This is a genomic window from Dongia mobilis (genome assembly GCF_004363235.1).
Taxonomy (GTDB): Bacteria; Pseudomonadota; Alphaproteobacteria; order Dongiales; family Dongiaceae; genus Dongia; species Dongia mobilis.
The window spans coordinates 456,864-473,925 of record NZ_SNYW01000006.1 but is presented as its reverse complement, the minus strand read 5'-3'; the positions used below and the strand labels follow the sequence as shown (position 1 = coordinate 473,925).

The window sequence follows — 17,062 nt, the reverse complement described above, 5'->3', positions numbered from 1 at the left end:
CAAGCCACGCCGTCGGCTAGGGTCGGACGCAGGACGCATCGGGGGAAATCATGACCAGGCGCAAACTCGCGGTTGCACGCATGTGGTACGAGGGCAACTCATTCTCGCCCAGCGTCACCGGACTCGACACATTCGAGACGCGGGAATGGGGCGAGGGCGAGGGCGCCATCGACCTCTATCGCGGCACGGCGACCGAGATGGGCGCCGTGGTCAGCTTTGCCGAGGCGCATCCCGATTGGGAGGTGACATTCCTGCGATGTGCCGGGGCACCCCCGGGCGGGCCGGTGGCAGATTCCGCCTATGCGCGGATCAAGGCGGATATCGTGGCGGGGCTCGGCCGCGACAAGTGGGACGCGGTCTATCTGTCGCTGCACGGGGCGATGATCACCGAGAGCAACCCGACGCCGGATCTCGATCTGCTGATGGCAGTGCGTGGCACCATCGGCCGGACTCCGCTTGCGGTCAGCTTCGATCTCCATGCTAATATCGGCCAGGCGATGATCGATCAGATCGATATCGCGACCGGCTACAAGACCTATCCGCATATCGACAAGGACGTTGTCGCGACCCAGGCGCTCACCTGTCTTGCCGCCATGGTGAAGGGGCGCGTCAAGCCGATTGCGGCGATTGCCAAGGTGGGCGCCGTCTATACCAGCTTCAACATGCGCACGACAGACGGGCCGATGGCGGAGATGGCCGCACTCGCCGAAGAATGGCGGGCCCAGCCTGGCGTCCTGGAAGCGACCGTCTTCGGCGGCTTCGCCTATGGCGATTCACCCTTCGCCGGACCGACGGCCCTGGTCATCACCGATGGCGATGCCGCGCTGGCGAGCCGCGCCGCCGAGCAACTGGCGGCGGAGATGGCAAATCGCCGCGCGCGCTTCGAGATCAAGCCGCCCTCGCCCAGGGAGGCGATAGCGCAGGCCTTGGCGACACCGGGCAGCAAGCCCGCCGCGGTCACCGACCCCGCCGACAATCCGCTCTCGGGCGGCATCGGCGACACGCCGGGGCTGCTGCGGGCCCTTCTGGAGATGAAGCCGGACGTGCTGACTGTGTTCGGTTTTTTCTGGGATCCGGGCCTAGTCGCCCGCGCCCGCGCGGCCGGTGTGGGTGCCGAGATCGAGGTGCAACTCGGCGGACGGGTCAGCAACAAATTTGGCGCCCCGATTGAGGCGCGCGCGAAGGTACTCACTCTCACCGACGGGCGTTTCCGCAATGTCGGGCCCTACGATCATCACCTCGAAGTGGATGTCGGGCAGACCGCGATGTTCGAGGTGGCGGGCATTCGCGTCATCGTCACCAGCGGCTGCCAGACGCCGAACGATCCTGCCTATTTTGCGCTCCACGGTATCGACCTTGCGCAGATCGGCCTGCTCTGCGTCAAGGCGAAGAACCATTTCCGCGCCGGGTTCACCGACCTTACCCGCTGCATCATCGAATGCGACGCGCCGGGGCCGGCGGGTGTCTCGCTGGAGCATTACGATTTTAAATATGCGCCGAAGGCGTTGCTGGGGCGCTAGATCGCCTGCGCCGCCGGGAGTTCCGGCAGGCGCGCCTCGATTTCGGCGCGGGTGGGCAGGCTGGGCTGGGCCCCGGTCTTGAGGCAGGCGAGTGCCCCGCCGGTTGCGGCGTAGCGGAGTGCCTCGGGCAGGCCGAGGCCGCGATCGATGGCGGCGGCAAAGCTGCCGACGAAGGAATCGCCCGCCCCCACGGTGTCGACCGGCTTAATGGGAAGAGCCGGTACGGAAAAACCGCTGCCACCTGGCAGAAACGCCGCCGCACCGGCAGCACCCAATGTCACGATCACCGTGGTGTCGCACTCGCGCGCAAGCATTTTCGCCGCATCATGGGCGCGCGCCGGCACATCTAGGCCGAGATGGCCGGCCACCTGCTTCGCCTCGTTCTCGTTGACGATCAGCCAGTCGACATTCCCGAGTGCTGCGCGCGTGACGGCACCCGCCGGGGCGAGGTTGAGGATGATGCGGGCACCCCTGGCCTCGGCGCGGGCGATCAGTGCCCAGTTCTCGGCGAGCGGCACTTCCATTTGCAGGACGAGCACCGTATCGGGGCCAAGCAAGGCGTCGGGGACCTGGGCTGCCGTCGTGCGGCGGTTAGCGCCGGAAGCGACGACGACGTGGTTTTCGCCGGCCTGGTCGACGCAGATGGCGGCGAGACCGGTGGGATCGGCGACTCGCGCGAGACGGGAAAGATCGACACCCGCCGCCTGGAGATCGGCAATCGCCGTCGCCGCCAGCGGATCGCCGCCAATGGAGCCCACCATGACGACCTTGCCGCCGGCCCGCGCTGCAGCCAGCGCCTGGTTGGCGCCCTTGCCGCCGGCGGTGAGCTCGTAGCCCGGCCCCAGCACCGTCTCGCCCGGCAGCGGCAGGTGCTTGACGGCGATCATCACATCGACATTGAGCGAGCCGAAAACGAGGATCATGACGCGAACTCGATTTCCAGTTTTTGCGGCTGCGCTACCGGCGGCAGCGTGATGACATGATCGCCACCCGCTGCCACGGCGGCAAGTGCCGCCCCGCCATAGAGAGCGCGTGCGACCTTGCGGCCAAGGCGGATCGTGCCGCCGGAAACCGGCGGCTCCAAGACAAGGCGACTGCCACTGATTTCGAGGTGGCGGAAGCGACCCGGAATGTCAATCGCAAAGACACGGCCGCCATCAAGCGAGAGGGTCAGCACGCCCCCCTCGGCAACGATCACGGCCTGCCGTCCGAAGGCATTCACGGGACCGAGGCGCCAATCGCCGGGATGATGCGTCAGTTCCCAGCCATGCCAGGGGGTGACGTCGATGATCTCGTTGACGGCGATGAGCGGCAGCAGCAGGCCCCAGCCATAGAAGAGATCGGTATCCGGCTGGTCGTCGGCCTGGCCCGTCTCGGCATTGAAATTCTCCGGGCATTGCCGCCTGGCCCAGGCCTGGGCGAAGAGCATCTGGCTGTCGGCGGCGAGCGTACCCGCCGCGCGATCGAGCCCGGCACGCTTCAACCCCTGATAGGTGAGGTAATTGAGCGGCGGCCAGGCGCGGCCGCGCCAATAGACATTGTCGTGATAGGCCGGATCGTCGCGGGTGATCGAGGGCAGCCGCCATTCTCCGCCGAACTTGTTGGGATCGTCGAGAATTCTAACGAGTCCATCGCGCTGTGCCGCATCGGCAGCATCGGCCAGCAACGGATAGAAGCTGGTGGGGGCCAGCGGCTGCACGAATTTGCCGGACCAGCGGCGGTTGGCGAAGACCCGGCGCGTGTCGTCCCAGAGATCGGCGTGGATGCGCCGGCGCAGATCGGCGGCGCGGGCGCGCAGGCGTGTCGAAATCGCGGCCTCGCCCAGGCGGTCGGCGAAGAGGGCCAGCACCTCGGCATCCACCACCAAGGCGGAGTTCAGGGCCACGTCGACGGCATCGAGGCAGCCGGTGGCAGCATCGAATACCGTCTCGTCATGGAGCGGCGAATTGTCCATGGTGGATTCGTTCTTGGCGCCCAGCTTGGTGCCCTTGTAGAGGCCGCTGCCGACATTTGCCGAGGTGCCCCAGCCCATGAGGCCCGCGACCGGCGAGTTCTTCGGGGCACCCGAGCGGCGCGCGAACCACCAATCATGGTTCTTCAAGAGGCGGCGGAAGCTGGGCGCGACCAGGCTGTCATCACCCGTATGCTGCCAGATCTTCCAGATGACGAGGGAACAGACCGGCAGTTGCGAGCGGTCGATCCAGGCATCGTTGCCAGTGATGAGGCAGGCGAGATTGCCTTCCGGTGTTTCTGTCGCCAGCACGGCGCGGATGCTCTCTTTCGCCATCTCGGCATCGAACAGGGCGGTGCCGAGGGCGTGATAGCAGATGTCGTCAAGCCAGAGGCCGAAGCCGCCGAATTTCTGCGCCACCCAGGCGCGGCTTAGGCTCATATAGGGCCAGTCGTTGATGAAATCATGGACCGAGTTCCAGCCCACGATGTCGCGGATGGCATCAAGGCTGCCGCCGTCGCGGCCCGCCTGGCGCACGGGCAGATCGGCCGGCGCCGGGGCGGCGAGCGTCCGCCGCGCCTGATCCAGCGCGGCCGCCGCGCTTTGCCCCAGGCCAACGGCAAAGCGCATCGTCGGCGTCTCGTCGAAATTGTAGCGCAGCGCAGGAACGCGGCCCTCGACTCCGCGCGAGGCGAGGTAGAAATAGCCCTTCACCCGGTACTCGTCGGCCAGCGCCGCGCGGCTCTCGTGGAAGGTCGCCATCAGCGGCTTTGCATCGCCGATGACGGCCACATGGGTGCCGTCGATTTCGCTGGAGAGCACGCCGCTCGCCTCGTCATAGCGCCAGACGAGATCGGGGCGGTCCGCCACCTCGAAGACCGGCTGCAGCCAGAAACGCAAACCCCATTCGCCGTTCTCGGTGTTGCGCCAGGAACCGCGCAGGCCCAATCCTGCTGAACCATCGCCGGCTGGCCGGTCCCACTCGAACTCAACCGTCGTGCCGTGATGTCGAGCGGTGAAGGCAACCTGCGCCGCCCCAACATCGCGTGGGCCGTAGGTGATGCCGCCTGCATTGGCCGGGAAATCGGTAAAGCTGTTGGCGGCGCCGGAATAGGCGCAGAGGGTGACGGTAAGGCCCAGGGGCAGATGCATCATCTGCGCCGGGTATTCGCTGCGCCAAGTATTCCAGTGCCGCGCCGGGGCGAGCGCGGGGTAACGAGAACTCATCGCCATTGCTCCAGGATGTCGTCGATCGTCGCGGTGAAGACCTGGGATTTGAGGCGCCGCGGGATGACATCGAGAATCTGCCGGTGGCCGTCGGGATCGCTGCTGGTGAGCGCATCGGTGGCCAGCACCACGAAGTAGCCGCGATCGACCGCCTCCATCAGGGTCGCCAGCACGCAGACATCGGTCTCGACACCGGAAAGGACCAGCGTGTCGGCACCGCGCCGCTTCAATTCGGCGATCAGGGCCGCGCTGTGGAAGGACGAATAGGTCGGCTTGTCGAATACCTGGGCGGGATCGGCGATGTATGGTTGCAGCGCCGGCAGGATGTCCATCTGCGCACCGGCCGAGAGCGTCGCCCCCGGCCAGAGGCGATAAAGAGCAGCCCAGGCGCCCACCGCCTCCTCGGCCGAATGGGCGGAAATGAAGCGGGTCCAGAGCGTCTGGCGCGGCTTTGCGGCGGCAAGGCGGGAAATCGCCGGGACGATCTCGTAGATGCCGGCAAAGCCCCATTGCGGGTTGGTCGCGAAGACCTCCTGCATGTCGACGACGATGTGCTGGCTGCGGTCGGTCAGGGGCAGATGGACGGTCATGGCGCCACCACGACATTGTCGGCAGCGTTCCATCGCAGCACTACCTCACTGCCCTCGGTGAGGGGTGCCCGGCTCTTGTTCTGCTCGAAGACGATCATCAGCCGCTCGCCCACCGCCACGCGATAGGTCAGGCTGGAGCCGGAGAAGATCGCGGCGGTGATGCGGCCGGCGACCGCATTGGCACCGACCGCCATTCCGGGCTCGATGGATATTTTTTCGGGTCGCAGGGCGATGAGAACCGCTGATCCCGCGGCCAGATCACCCTGCGGCAGCGCAAGCTCGCCGCCGCCGACAAGTGCCACGCGCGCCTCGCCGCCACTCAGCGCCGTCACCTGGCCCTCCAGGAAATTGGCCTCGCCCAGGAAGCCGGCGGCGAAGCGGTTGACCGGGCGCTCATATACCGCGCGCGGGGCCCCGGCCTGCACCACCCGCCCCTGGTTGAAGATGGCAACACGGTCGGAGAGGGTCAGCGCCTCCTCCTGGTCGTGGGTGACAAAGATCGTCGTGATGCCGATCTGCCGTTGGATGCGGCGAAGCTCCACCTGCATCTCCTGGCGGAGGTGCTTGTCGAGGGCGGACAAGGGCTCATCCAACAGCAGCACGCTGGGCCGCGTAACCAGCGCGCGCGCCAACGCCACGCGCTGCTGCTGGCCGCCGGACAATTGCCGCGGCCGCCTGGCCTCAAGGCCGGAGAGGCGCACGAGATCGAGGCTCTCGGCAACACGCGCCTTGATCTCGGCCGCGGGCACATCGCGCACATCAAGGCCGAAGGCGACATTCTCCGCGACACTCATATGCGGGAAGAGTGCGTAATTCTGGAACACCATGCCGATATTGCGCTTGTGCACAGGAATGCGGGCGATGTCGGTGCCGTCGACCCTGATCTCGCCGGCATCCAGCGCAATGAAGCCGGCAATGGCGCGCAGCAGCGTGGTCTTGCCGGAACCGGACGGTCCCAGCAGGCCGAAGAACTCGCCATCGGCAAAAGTCAAATCGACCCCGTCCAGCGCGGCGACCTGCCCATAGCGCTTGATGGCGCCGGTGACGGCAACCTCACTCATTACCCGACCTCTCCCCACCGAAACGGTAGAACCTGGCGACGACCAGCATCAATCCCATGGAAACGGCGATGATGATGGTCGAGATGGCGTTGATTTCCGGCGTGAAACCCTTGCGGATCGAGGTGTAGATCTCGACCGGCAGCGTGGTGACGCCGGGTGGCGCCAGGAAATAGGAAATGACGAACTGGTCGAAGGAAACGGCAAAGGCGAAAAGCGCCGCCGCGACCACACCGGGCGCGAGGATCGGCACCGAGACGCGGCGGAACACCTGCCAGGGTGTCGCCCCCAATGTCGCTGCCGCCTCCTCCAGCGCCTTCGGGTAGTCGTTGAGGCGGGCACCGACCACGAAAATCACATAGGGCAGTGACAGGGCGACGTGGCCGAGCAGGATCGCGTGCAGGCCGCGCGCCATGCCGGGCGCGCCAACCGAACGGCCGACCCAGAAGAAGAACACCAGCATGGCGGTGCCGATCACCAGCCAGGGAATGGCGATGGGCGGGAACAGCAGCGCCTGCATCAGCGTCTTGCCGCGGAAAGTGTAGCGGCCGAAGGCGACCGCCGCCATGGTGCCCAGCGTCGTCGCGATCACGGTATTGGCGAGCGCGATCCAGACCGAGTTCCAGCCGGCCTGGAGCAGACGCTTGTTGCCGGCCAATGCCTCGAACCAGACCAGGTCGAATTCGAAGGGCAGGCCATAGAGCGGCGATCTGTTGAAGGCGAACAGCGCCATCACCAGGATCGGCAGATAGAGGAAGATCAGCACCAGGACGAGATAGAGCCGGATGCCGCCATCGAGGAAGCGTCTCATGCGTTGCCTCCCTGTCGCCGGAGGAACGGGTAGATGATGCCGAAAATCACCAATACGATCGCAAGCAGGATAAAGGATAGTGCCGCACCCAGCGGCCAGTTCGCCGTGACCGTGAACTGTTCCTCGATATTCATGCCGAGCGTTGCCCCCTTGGTGCCGCCGAGGATGCGCGGCTCCATGAAGGAGCCGATCACGGGCACGAAGATGAGCGCCGAGCCCGAAACGATGCCGGGCAAACTCAGGGGCAGCACGACGCGGCGGAAGGTGGTGAAGGATGTCGCCCCCAGCGAGCGCCCGGCCTCGACCAGGCTGTCATCGATCGCCTGCAGGGCGATGTAGCAGGTGAGAATCATGTAGGGGAGATAGGAATGGACGAGGCCGATGATGACCGCGGGATAGCTGAAGAGGAGATCGAAAGCGGGTGCACCCGGAAAGAAGGATTGCACGGTCAGATCGACGATGCCATTGGAGCGCAGCACCATGGTCCAGGAGAAGATGCGCACCAGCGCGTTGGACCAGAAGGGCAGCACGATCAGCAGGAAGATGGCTTCGCGCCAGCGGCCCTTGATGCGCTTGGCGAGCGCATAGGCGGCGGGATAGCCGATGAGGAGGCAGAAGAAGGTTACCCAGAGGCCAAGCTCGACCGACCAGCGGGTGAGCGACCAGTAGAAATCCTTGGCGAAGAAGGCGCCGTAATTGCCAAGAGTAAATTCAGGCGGCTTGGGCACCAGCGGCGATTTGTCGAGGAAGCTCAGCGCCAGCATGGCGAGCAAGGGCAGGAAGATGGTACAGGCAAGCCACAGATAGGCCGGCCCGGTCAGGCTGAAGATCGCCCAGCGCGTGCGCGTCGTTGGTGTCATCTGGTTCCCCCAGAACGCAGACGCCGCCCCGCTTGCTCAAGCTGGGGCGGCGTTACGTTCACCCCGGGTTCGTTACTTCGCGAACTCGGTCTTCACTTCGGCCCAGATATCAGAAAAGTCCTGACGCTCCTTATCCGAAAGCGGTGCCATGAACTGGAGACGTTTGACGTTCTCCTGGTCGAGATAGAACGCCTTGGAGGGGTCGCTGTCGGGAAGCCCTTCCATCGCCTTGTTGTTGGCGGAGGCCGGCGGGCCGACCTCGGCCCATTTGGAATAGAATTCCTGGCTGACCATGTAGTCGATGAATTTATGCGCGCCCTCGGCATTCGGCGCATCGGTGCCGATGGCGAGACCGTCGAACCAGCCGATAGCGCCTTCGGTCGGCACGAAATAGCCGACCGGCAGGTTGAAGGTGTTCTTGCTGCGGAAGGCCGAACCGCTCCAATAGATCGAGACGTCGAAGGCCTTGGCCTGGAACTGCTTGTTCCAGTCGTCTTCCGACGACCACATGGTGGCGAGGTTGGGCTTCAGGGCGAGAAGCTTTTCCTTGATCTTGTCGTGGTCGGCGGGATGGTTCATGTCCTGGCCGGTGGCGATGGCGGCAAAGCTCACGGCCTCGATCGCGTCGTCGCGGACACAGACGCGCTTGGCCAGGCTGGGATCCCACAGGATCTCGACCGAGGTCGGGGCTTCCTTGAAGACATCGGTCGAATAGGCGATGGCGGTCATGCCCCAGACCCAGGACACACCATAGAGCTTGCCATCGGCCGAGAGCACGGCGGAATCGCGGAAGGACGGGTTGAGGTCGGCGAAATTGCTGATGAGCGAGCTGTCGATCGGCTGGATGACGCCGAGTTCCGAAGCGCGGCCGTTCCAGGCGGAATTGGTGACGATGACGTCATAGGTGCCGGGATTGGTCTGCAGCTTGGTGATCATCTCCGATTCGGAGTTGTAGTAGTCGTGCACCACGTCGAGCCCGGTTGCCGCCTTGAAGGCTTCGAGCGCCCAGGGTTCGTCGGTGCCGTAGCCCTGCCAGTTGAGGACCTTGACCTCGGTATTGGCCGAGGCCCTGCGGATGAACGGCCCCACCCCGAGGCCAGCCGCGAGGCCAAGGGTCGAGGCACCCGCCACGAAGCGGCGGCGCGTCACCGGTGCAAACCGGCGGTAGTTTGTCTTCCCAGTCATTATTCCCTCCTCCATAGGCACGTTCCGTGCCGTCCCACCGAGCAGAACACGGTTCATTTCGGCATTCAAGCCGTTTCATTTGTGTACAAACGATCTTTCCACTGCCATCCGCCAGCGTCAAGGGCCGGCCGTAACCGCCGGGTTTCCCCTTATTCTCCCCGCCGGCGAATGCCGGTGCGGCCATCACAAGGCAGTGAAGGCTTTCGCCCGCGAGCCGAGGTGGCCATGGCCGGACGGGCTTGGTAATAAAAGGGGCATGAGCGCACCGGAAAATCGACCCGACCGAAACCGCCCTGACAGCAGTCGAGCCGACACCAGTCAGCCCCTGGTGCCACGGTCCACCTTTCCGTTGCTGGCGGAACTGCCGGACCTCGTCTATCTCGATTCCGCTGCCAGCGCGCAGAAACCGGCGGCCGTGCTCGAGCGGCTCGACCGCTTCTACCGCCACGAATATGCCAACATTCATCGCGGTCTCTATGCCCTCAGCGAAACCGCTAGCGAGGCCTATGAGAACGCGCGGGCGCGGGTGGCGCGCTTTCTCGGCGCCGGCGAGGACGAGGTCATCTTCACGGCCAATGCGACCGCGGCCATCAACCTTGTCGCCCATGCCTATGGCGATTCCAGGCTCCGGCCCGGAGATCTCATCCTGGTCTCGCTGCTGGAGCACCACGCCAATATCGTGCCGTGGCAGATGCTGCGCGACCGCCGGCATCTCCGCCTGGAAGCAATACCGGTTGACCACCGCGGCGATATCGACCTCGGCGCCTTTGCCGCCCTGCTTGAGCGCCGGCCCAAGCTGGTCTGCATCACGGCGACGGCGAATACGATCGGGACCGTGACGCCGCTGAAATCCATGATTGCCGATGCCCATGCGGCCGGGGCCCTGGTGATGGTGGATGCCGCCCAGGCGGCGCCGCACATGCATCTGAATGTCGCCAATCTCGGCTGCGATTTCCTCGCCATCACCGGACACAAGCTCTATGGCCCGGACGGGATCGGCGCGCTCTATGTGCGGCGGGACATACTTGCCGACCTGCCGCCCTTCCTGGGCGGCGGCGGCATGATCCGCTCGGTCAGCATCGCCCATACCGACTATGCCGACGGGCCGCGCCGCTTCGAGGCCGGGACGCCGGCAATCGGGGCGGCGATCGGTCTGGCCGCGGCGCTGGATTTCATCGAGGCAATCGGCTTCGCGCGCATCGTCGCCCACGATGCCGCCCTCCTTGCCCATGCCGAAGAGCGCCTGCCGGAGATTTCCGGGCTCAGGATCATCGGACGCCCGCGGCACCGCGCCGGCATCCTCTCCTTCGTCATCGACGGCCTGCACCCGCACGATATCGGCTCCCTGCTGGGGGAAAGCGGAATCTGCCTGCGTGCCGGCCATCATTGCGCACAGCCGCTGATGGAGCATCTGGGCCTTGCCGGAACCGCGCGGATTTCGTTCGCCGTGCACAATTCCATGGCGGATATAGACCGTCTGGTTGACTCTCTGGCGCGAGTCCGTCAGATGCTGCGGTGACGGGAATCAAGGTGATTGACCGACATCAAAACCAGGTTTTGGGGAAAGTTGAGACATGCTGGTGACCATTCCGGAAGTGCTGACAGTGCCCGAGCAGCAGGAATTGCTGCGCCTGACGAAGGAACTGCCCTTCGTCGACGGCAAGGAAACCGCCGGGTTCCGGGCCAAGATGGTGAAGCATAACGAGCAGGTCTCGCGCGAGGCCGAGGGGCGCCGCGTCATGCAGGAGATCGTCGTGCGCGCCCTTGCCCGTTCGCCCGGCTTCCGGCGGGCCGCCATTCCGCACAAGATCCGGCCGCCGCTCATCAGCCGCTACCGCGAGGGCATGTCCTACGGCACGCATGTGGACGACGCCATGATGGGCCAGGGGTTCCAGCGCGAACGTTCCGACGTCTCGGTCACGGTATTCATCAACGATGCCAGCGACTATGACGGCGGTGAACTCAAGATCCACTCGCCATTCGGGCCGCAGCAGATCAAGCTGCCGGCGCGCTCCGCCGTCGTCTATCCATCGGGCACGCTGCATGAAGTCGCGAAGGTCACCCGCGGCGAGCGGCTGGTCGCCGTCACCTGGGTGCAGTCCTATATCCGCGACGAGCGGCATCGCCAGTTGCTGAGCGACGTGATGGAGGTGCGCGACCGGCTGCATGCGATCGACCCCAACGGCAAGGAAACCGACCTTGCCTTCCGCATCCACACCAACCTGACGCGCCTGTGGAGCGAGGGCTAGGGGCGGTCAGTCGAAGGCCGCCGCAAAGAAGCCGGCGATGCGACGATAGAGCACGCGCTGGTTCTCCGGACGCGCAATGCCGTGGCCCTCGTCGGGGAAGGTCAGCAGGTCGAAGGATATCCCGGCCGCATCCAGGCGCCGCGTCACGTCGGTCACGTTCTGCGGCGTCACGTTGGGATCGTTCTCGCCCTGGACGATCAGCAGGCGGCCCCTGATGTTCTCGACGAAATGGATCGGCGAACGGTCGCGATAGCGCGCGGGCGCGGTCGCTGGCGAACCACCCATCATCTCCTCGGAATAGGGCCTGAGGTCGGGTCGCGTCGTCTCGTAATCGACTACCAGGTCGGTCATGCCGCAGATGGGTGCCGCCGCGGCGATGGTTTCGACCGGGAAACGGGTGATCGCCCACCAGGACGAGTACCCGCCATAGGACGTGCCGGTGATGCCGACTTTTCCGGGCCTGGCGATGCCGTCGCGAATGAGGGATTCGGCGCCGGTGCGGATGTCCTCCTGCTCGAGACCGCCCCATCCCTCCTGCTTGATCGCTTCCTCATAGGCGAGGCTGAAACCGGTCGAGCCGCGATAGTTCGGCGTCAGCACGTTGAAGCCGCAGGCGGCGTAATACTGAATTTCGGGATCGAAAGAATCCTCGTCGTGATGGGTGGGACCGCCATGCACAAGAAGGATGGTGCCGTGCGGCGCGCCCTTGGCGCGATAGAGCCAGCCCTGAATCTCGAGCCCGTCGACGGAATGCCAACGGTAATCCTCGGCCGCTGCCAGTTCGTCGGGCGCCAGGCCGGGATCGGCGGGATGCCGGGCGAGGCGGTTCACTTCCCTGAATGGCGGCAGCCCCTCGAGGCGCAGGATACGGGACGGAATCGCGGCGCTGTAATGCCAGGCGAGCCAATGGCCGCCGGCATCGACGCCGATCGGCGCGTAGGTGCCGGGTCCGGGCTGGAAGGCGGCCTCGCCGCGCGTCACCGGATCGAGCAGGAAGTGATGCGATCGCGCATGGCGCACCTCCTCGATGACGAGATGCGGCGCGCGCCGTGGCCAATCGGCATCCTCGACATTGCGCGCGGGGTCGTCGACCAGCCAGTCGATGGCCTCGGTTGCACGATGCCAGAGGCCGATGCGGCGGCCCTGCCGGCTGTCGGCGGTCAGCACGATATGAGCGCCATCAGGTGACCAAGTGCCGTCCACCTTGATGTCGTCGCCGAGATTGACGATCTCGCGATCGAAGGAGCCGTCGATGGCGGCGAGCCAGAGCTGGTAGCCGGCGGGATGGCGATCCTTGCGCTCGTAGAGCACTAGCTGATCGTCGGGCGAAACGACGGGCCAGCAGAAGGCCGGCCTCTCGGTCCGCGCCAATGCCCGTTTTCCGCCGGTCTCTATGTCGTGAAGATAGACGACCGATTCCTCGATCTCGGCACCGGTCTCGGGGTCGAGATTGGCGGCATAGACGAGGTGCCGGTTGTCGCCCAGCAACTGGCCACCATGGATGTAATAATCCGGCGCCTCCGGTGTCAGGCGCCGCGACGGCCGGCCATCCAGGAAGACCTGCAGGAGCGAGATGCGCTCGTCGCCCTCCTGCGACTGGCCGACGATGAGCGAGCGACCGTCGCGCGACCAGATGACATAATCGCAATCCCACTTATCGGAAACGAGGCAGCGTGGGCTGGCGCTGCCATCGGCCGGCTGCAGCCAGAGCTGGGCCGTCGGACCCAGCTTGCCCCAGATCAGGGCCAGCTGGCTGCCATCCGGCGACAGCACGGCGCCATAGAGGGTGGGAAGGCTGAGCAGCCGGGCGAGGAATGGATCGAAGCGGGTGAGGTCGAGCGTCAATTTCCGGTTTCCAGCACAAAGGGGGTATCGAACCCGTTTTAACAGGCGGGCCCGTTTTAGCATGCGGGCAACAAGGCATGGCAAGCGCCCCTCATTCCCATCGACTGCCCCCCGGCCCGGGGATGACGATGCGATGTCGAATGGGCTAAGACTGCCATTCCATATTGATCGATCTGCCGATGGGTGAATTCATGAACGTTTCCCTGGATGCCGCCATTGCCGAGGCCGAGGCACGCTATACCGCCGCCAATCCGGAGAGTGCCGCGCGCCATGCGGCGGCGCGCCAGCCGATGCCCGGCGGCAATACCCGGACGGTGCTACATTATTCGCCCTTTCCGCTCGCCTGGGCGAAAGGCGAAGGTGCGATCCTGACCGATTTCGATGGCCACGATTATGTGGATTATCTCGGCGAGTATTCGGCTGGGCTCTATGGCCATTCCAACCCGCAGATCCAGGCGGCGATGAAGAAGGCGATCGATGACGGCACCGTGTTGGGCGGCCCCAACCGATACGAGGCGGAACTGGCGGCCCTCATCTCTGCCCGCTTTCCCTCGCTGCAGAAGCTGCGCTTCTGCAATTCCGGCACCGAGGCCAATGTCTTCGCCCTGATGACGGCACGCGCCGTCACCAAGCGCGGCAAGATCATGGTGTTCGACGGCGGCTATCATGGCGGTGTCCTCTATTTCGGCCATGGCGGCATTCCAATCAATTTGCCGCTCGACTGGGTGCTGGCGCCTTATAACGACACCGAGGGCACGCTCGCCCTCATCCGGCAGCATGGCGCCGACCTTGCCGCCATCCTGATCGAGCCGATGCTGGGAAGCGGTGGCTGCCTGCCGGCACGGCGCGATTTCCTGGGCGCTCTGCGCCAGGCGGCGAGCGAGCTCGGCATCATCCTGATCTTCGACGAGGTGATGTCGTCGCGCCTTTCCTCCGGCGGATTGCAGGCGGCGACCGGGGTCACCCCCGACATGACGACGCTGGGCAAATATCTGGGTGGCGGCGCCTCGTTCGGCGCCTTCGGCGGACGCAGCGACATCATGGATCACTATGACCCGGAAAGGCCCGGCTACTGGCCCCATGCCGGCACCTTCAACAACAATGTGCTGAGCATGGCAGCAGGCCTCACGGGGCTGCGCGACATTTACACGCCGGAGGCGGCGGTGCTGCTCAATGCCAAGGGCGACCGGCTGCGCGACGGCATCAACCACCTGGCGCGCAAGCATGACGTCCCGCTTGTGGCGACGGGAACCGGCTCGTTCCTCGGCATCCATTTCAGCCGCGAGATGCCGGACCGGCCGCGACACGAGAGCGCCGAGGTGGAGGCGCTGCACGGCAAGCTGCACAAGCTGATGCATCTCGACTTCATCGATGTCGGGCTGTTCTTCGCGCGCCGCGGCTACATGGCATTGAGCCTTGCCCTCACGGAAGCGCAGATCGACCGCTTCATCGCCCAGACCGAGGAATTCATCCTCTCGCGCAAGGGCCTGCTGGAATAGCGCTCAGCTCCCGAGATAGGCGCGGATGGCGGGATCGGGCGAGGAAAGCACGTCTGCCGTCGGACCGCTGAGGACGACATGGCCGTCGGCAATGAAGGCGGTGCGATCGGCGGCGAAGCGGGCATCCTCGGGGTCGTGCGTCACCATGAGGACGGTCAAATTCTCGCGCGCCTTGATGGCGAGGACAAGTTCCAGCATCTCGCGCCGGAGCGCCGGTCCCAACGCCGCGAAGGCCTCGTCCAGCATCAGGACCGGGCGCTTCCGCAAGATGCAGCGGGCGATGGCGACGCGCTGGCGCTCGCCGCCCGACAACTGGCCGGGCAGGCGATCCTCGAAACCGGTCAGACCGACTTCGCCGAGCGCCCAAGCCACCTGGTCGCGATCGGCCTTGCTGAGGCGCAGCCCCGGATGCAGCCCCAGGCCGACATTCTGTGCGACGCCGAGATGGGCAAAGAGATTGTGATCCTGAAAGAGGGTCGTCACCGGCCGCGCCGCCGGCGGCAGGGCGGAAATGTCGTCTCCGCCGATTCGGATCGCCCCCGCCAGGGCCTGCTCGAATCCGCCGATCAGCGCCAGCAGCGTGCTCTTGCCGGCGCCGCTGGGACCGATGATCGCCAGCAACTCGCCCTGCTCGACCGCGAGGTCGAAGCGCATCTCCATGTCCTCATAGGTGAAGGCGAGGCCGGATATCTCAATGTAACTCACGACCGCCCACCCATCTTTCGATCGACCAGTAGAAGAGAAGCGCCAGCACCAGCAGGATGAGAGCCGTTGCCGCGGCGCCGTCGAGGCGATAGGCGCCGAGCTGATGGTAGAGAAGCAAAGTCAGGTTCACCATGTCCTTGTGGCCGAAAAGCGCGATGGCGCCGAGATCGCCCATGGCGAGCACGCTGGATAGGGCGAGCGCCGTCGCGATCGGCTTGCGCAGGGTCGGCCAGTCGACGGCGCGAAAGCGGTGCCAGCCGTGGATGCCGAGCGCCCGGCAGAGCCGGTCGTGACGTGCCGCCGAATCAGCCAGCGCCGGTTCGAGGACCGAGAGCACGAAGGGCAGCGCCATGACGGCACTGAGGCCGATGACGCCGAGTGCGGCGAAGCGGTAGAGATCGACCTGGCCGCTGGCGGCAAGGAAGATACCTGTGCCGATCACCATGGGCGAGACGAAGAGGCCGAGGCGACCGATGAGTGCCAGGACCAGGGCGCGTTGCCGGTGGCCGGCATCGCGGGCCGCCTGGCGCGCCGTGGCCAGCGCGTAGCCGATCGCCGTCGCCAACAGCCCGCCGCCGAGGCCGAGGCCGAGACTGACGAGAGCCGCCCGCATGAGGCTGGCCGGTGCCGCCGCCGCCGGCAGGCCGGCAAGCCCCTTTTGCACCAGGGCCAGGAGCGGCAAGGCCACGAACAACGTGCCCAGAAGAATGACGGCGGCATCGGCGAGACGTGCCCCCCGCCTCTGCCCATCGAAGCGCGGCGCCACCAGCCGCGCCGTCTGGCCGAGCGCCATGTCGCGCCCGAGATGCCAGACCGCCCAGGCCCCGGCGGCACAGCAGGCGGCCTGGATCAGCGCCAGGACGGCGCCGAGTTGGAGATCGAAATCGAAGCGCAGCGCCTGGTAGATCGCGACTTCCAGCGTGGTGGCGCGCGGGCCGCCGCCGAGCGTCAGCGCCACGGCGAAGGTCGAAAAGCAGAGCATGAAGACGACCAGCGCCACCGAGGGCAGGCGCTGGCGCAGGAGCGGCCATTCGATCACGCGGAAGATGTCGCCACCGCCCATGCCGAGCTGGGCCGTGAGGCGCCAAGTCTCGGCCGGAATGGCGGCATAGGCCGGCAGCAGCAGGCGGATGGCGAGCGGCAGGTTGAAGAAGACATGGGCGATGAGAATGCCGGTGAGGCCGTAGATGCCGGGTCGCCAACCGGCCCCCAGGGCATTGGCCGCCGCCGCGAGATAGCCATTGCCGCCATAAACCGCGACCACGCCGAAGATGCCGACGATGGTCGGCATCACCAGCGGCAGGGCGCAGAGCCGGAGGAGGAGCGACCGGCCGGGAAATACCGCCCGCCGCGCCAGCGCCCGCGTCATCGGCATCGCCCCGAGGAGTGCCAGCAGCGTCGAGAGCAGCGCCTGCTGGAAGGTGAAGGCCAGTACCCGGCCGATATAATCCCATTGCGGTGCGCCGGCACCGCCCGCTCCCAGCAGCAGGACGAAGACCAGGATCGTGGCGGCAGCCAGTGCCGCCGCCAGGACCAGGCCTATGCGGGCTAGAAGCGGCATG

At 65.8% G+C, this 17,062-nt stretch carries 14 protein-coding genes; 4 read left to right on the top strand and 10 right to left on the bottom strand.

Features of this window, described 5'->3' with window-relative positions; genetic code table 11:
- Positions 1-50 precede the first annotated feature (50 nt).
- On the top strand, positions 51-1,520 hold the full coding sequence (locus A8950_RS03755) for a M81 family metallopeptidase (RefSeq protein ID WP_133612259.1): 1,470 nt from the start codon (positions 51-53) through the stop codon (positions 1,518-1,520).
- Here the strand turns inward: A8950_RS03755 and A8950_RS03750 are convergent.
- The 7 genes from A8950_RS03750 to A8950_RS03720 form a co-directional block, all read right to left on the bottom strand.
- Complete coding sequence (locus A8950_RS03750) at positions 1,517-2,443, bottom strand: ribokinase (protein WP_133612258.1); 927 nt, start codon at positions 2,441-2,443, stop codon at positions 1,517-1,519. The two genes, A8950_RS03755 and A8950_RS03750, sit on opposite strands and share 4 nt — an antisense overlap.
- Entirely contained in the window at positions 2,440-4,698 is a 2,259-nt protein-coding gene (locus A8950_RS03745) for an MGH1-like glycoside hydrolase domain-containing protein (RefSeq protein ID WP_166644982.1), read from the bottom strand. Before A8950_RS03745 ends, A8950_RS03750 begins: the two co-directional genes overlap by 4 nt.
- Positions 4,695-5,288: a cysteine hydrolase gene (locus A8950_RS03740; protein WP_166644981.1), complete on the bottom strand. Its 594-nt coding sequence runs from the start codon at positions 5,286-5,288 to the stop codon at positions 4,695-4,697. The genes A8950_RS03745 and A8950_RS03740 overlap by 4 nt, the downstream gene beginning before the upstream one ends.
- Entirely contained in the window at positions 5,285-6,349 is a 1,065-nt protein-coding gene (locus tag A8950_RS03735; protein WP_133612255.1) for an ABC transporter ATP-binding protein, read from the bottom strand. The genes A8950_RS03740 and A8950_RS03735 overlap by 4 nt, the downstream gene beginning before the upstream one ends.
- A complete protein-coding gene (locus A8950_RS03730; RefSeq protein ID WP_133612254.1) occupies positions 6,342-7,157 on the bottom strand; it encodes an ABC transporter permease in 816 nt (271 codons plus the stop codon). Before A8950_RS03730 ends, A8950_RS03735 begins: the two co-directional genes overlap by 8 nt.
- Complete coding sequence (locus tag A8950_RS03725) at positions 7,154-8,017, bottom strand: ABC transporter permease (protein ID WP_133612253.1); 864 nt, start codon at positions 8,015-8,017, stop codon at positions 7,154-7,156. The genes A8950_RS03730 and A8950_RS03725 overlap by 4 nt, the downstream gene beginning before the upstream one ends.
- 72 nt (positions 8,018-8,089) lie before the next feature.
- The gene (locus A8950_RS03720) at positions 8,090-9,202 is read right to left on the bottom strand and encodes an ABC transporter substrate-binding protein (RefSeq protein ID WP_166644980.1); all 1,113 of its coding nucleotides are present in this window, start codon (positions 9,200-9,202) and stop codon (positions 8,090-8,092) included.
- A 328-nt stretch (positions 9,203-9,530) separates the two neighbouring features.
- Between A8950_RS03720 and A8950_RS03715 the strand changes: the two genes are divergently transcribed.
- Together A8950_RS03715 and A8950_RS03710 are read left to right on the top strand one after the other, a co-directional pair.
- A complete protein-coding gene (locus A8950_RS03715; protein ID WP_243735521.1) occupies positions 9,531-10,721 on the top strand; it encodes an aminotransferase class V-fold PLP-dependent enzyme in 1,191 nt (396 codons plus the stop codon).
- A gap of 55 nt (positions 10,722-10,776) precedes the next feature.
- Positions 10,777-11,451, top strand: a complete 675-nt coding sequence (locus A8950_RS03710) for a Fe2+-dependent dioxygenase (protein ID WP_133612250.1) — start codon at positions 10,777-10,779, stop codon at positions 11,449-11,451.
- Between the two features lie 6 nt (positions 11,452-11,457).
- On the opposite strand, the gene A8950_RS03705 is transcribed toward A8950_RS03710, so the two are convergent.
- Positions 11,458-13,296, bottom strand: a complete 1,839-nt coding sequence (locus A8950_RS03705) for a S9 family peptidase (RefSeq protein WP_133612249.1) — start codon at positions 13,294-13,296, stop codon at positions 11,458-11,460.
- A gap of 191 nt (positions 13,297-13,487) precedes the next feature.
- Between A8950_RS03705 and A8950_RS03700 the strand changes: the two genes are divergently transcribed.
- On the top strand, positions 13,488-14,795 hold the full coding sequence (locus A8950_RS03700) for an aspartate aminotransferase family protein (RefSeq protein WP_133612248.1): 1,308 nt from the start codon (positions 13,488-13,490) through the stop codon (positions 14,793-14,795).
- A gap of 3 nt (positions 14,796-14,798) precedes the next feature.
- Here the strand turns inward: A8950_RS03700 and thiQ are convergent, their stop codons facing one another.
- Together thiQ and thiP are read right to left on the bottom strand one after the other, a co-directional pair.
- The gene (gene thiQ / locus A8950_RS03695; RefSeq protein WP_133612247.1) at positions 14,799-15,500 is read right to left on the bottom strand and encodes a thiamine ABC transporter ATP-binding protein; all 702 of its coding nucleotides are present in this window, start codon (positions 15,498-15,500) and stop codon (positions 14,799-14,801) included.
- Positions 15,487-17,061, bottom strand: coding sequence for a thiamine/thiamine pyrophosphate ABC transporter permease (thiP, locus tag A8950_RS03690; protein ID WP_166644979.1), 1,575 nt, complete (start codon positions 17,059-17,061; stop codon positions 15,487-15,489). Before thiP ends, thiQ begins: the two co-directional genes overlap by 14 nt.
- Between the last annotated feature and the right edge of the window lies 1 nt (position 17,062).

Coding starts and splice junctions, on each gene's coding strand:
- A8950_RS03755 (WP_133612259.1), top strand. CDS start 51: ATGACCAGGCGCAAACTCGCGGTTGCACGCATGTGGTACGAGGGCAAC.
- A8950_RS03750 (WP_133612258.1), bottom strand. CDS start 2,443: ATGATCCTCGTTTTCGGCTCGCTCAATGTCGATGTGATGATCGCCGTC.
- A8950_RS03745 (WP_166644982.1), bottom strand. CDS start 4,698: ATGAGTTCTCGTTACCCCGCGCTCGCCCCGGCGCGGCACTGGAATACT.
- A8950_RS03740 (WP_166644981.1), bottom strand. CDS start 5,288: ATGACCGTCCATCTGCCCCTGACCGACCGCAGCCAGCACATCGTCGTC.
- A8950_RS03735 (WP_133612255.1), bottom strand. CDS start 6,349: ATGAGTGAGGTTGCCGTCACCGGCGCCATCAAGCGCTATGGGCAGGTC.
- A8950_RS03730 (WP_133612254.1), bottom strand. CDS start 7,157: ATGAGACGCTTCCTCGATGGCGGCATCCGGCTCTATCTCGTCCTGGTG.
- A8950_RS03725 (WP_133612253.1), bottom strand. CDS start 8,017: ATGACACCAACGACGCGCACGCGCTGGGCGATCTTCAGCCTGACCGGG.
- A8950_RS03720 (WP_166644980.1), bottom strand. CDS start 9,202: ATGACTGGGAAGACAAACTACCGCCGGTTTGCACCGGTGACGCGCCGC.
- A8950_RS03710 (WP_133612250.1), top strand. CDS start 10,777: ATGCTGGTGACCATTCCGGAAGTGCTGACAGTGCCCGAGCAGCAGGAA.
- A8950_RS03700 (WP_133612248.1), top strand. CDS start 13,488: ATGAACGTTTCCCTGGATGCCGCCATTGCCGAGGCCGAGGCACGCTAT.
- thiP (WP_166644979.1), bottom strand. CDS start 17,061: ATGCCGCTTCTAGCCCGCATAGGCCTGGTCCTGGCGGCGGCACTGGCT.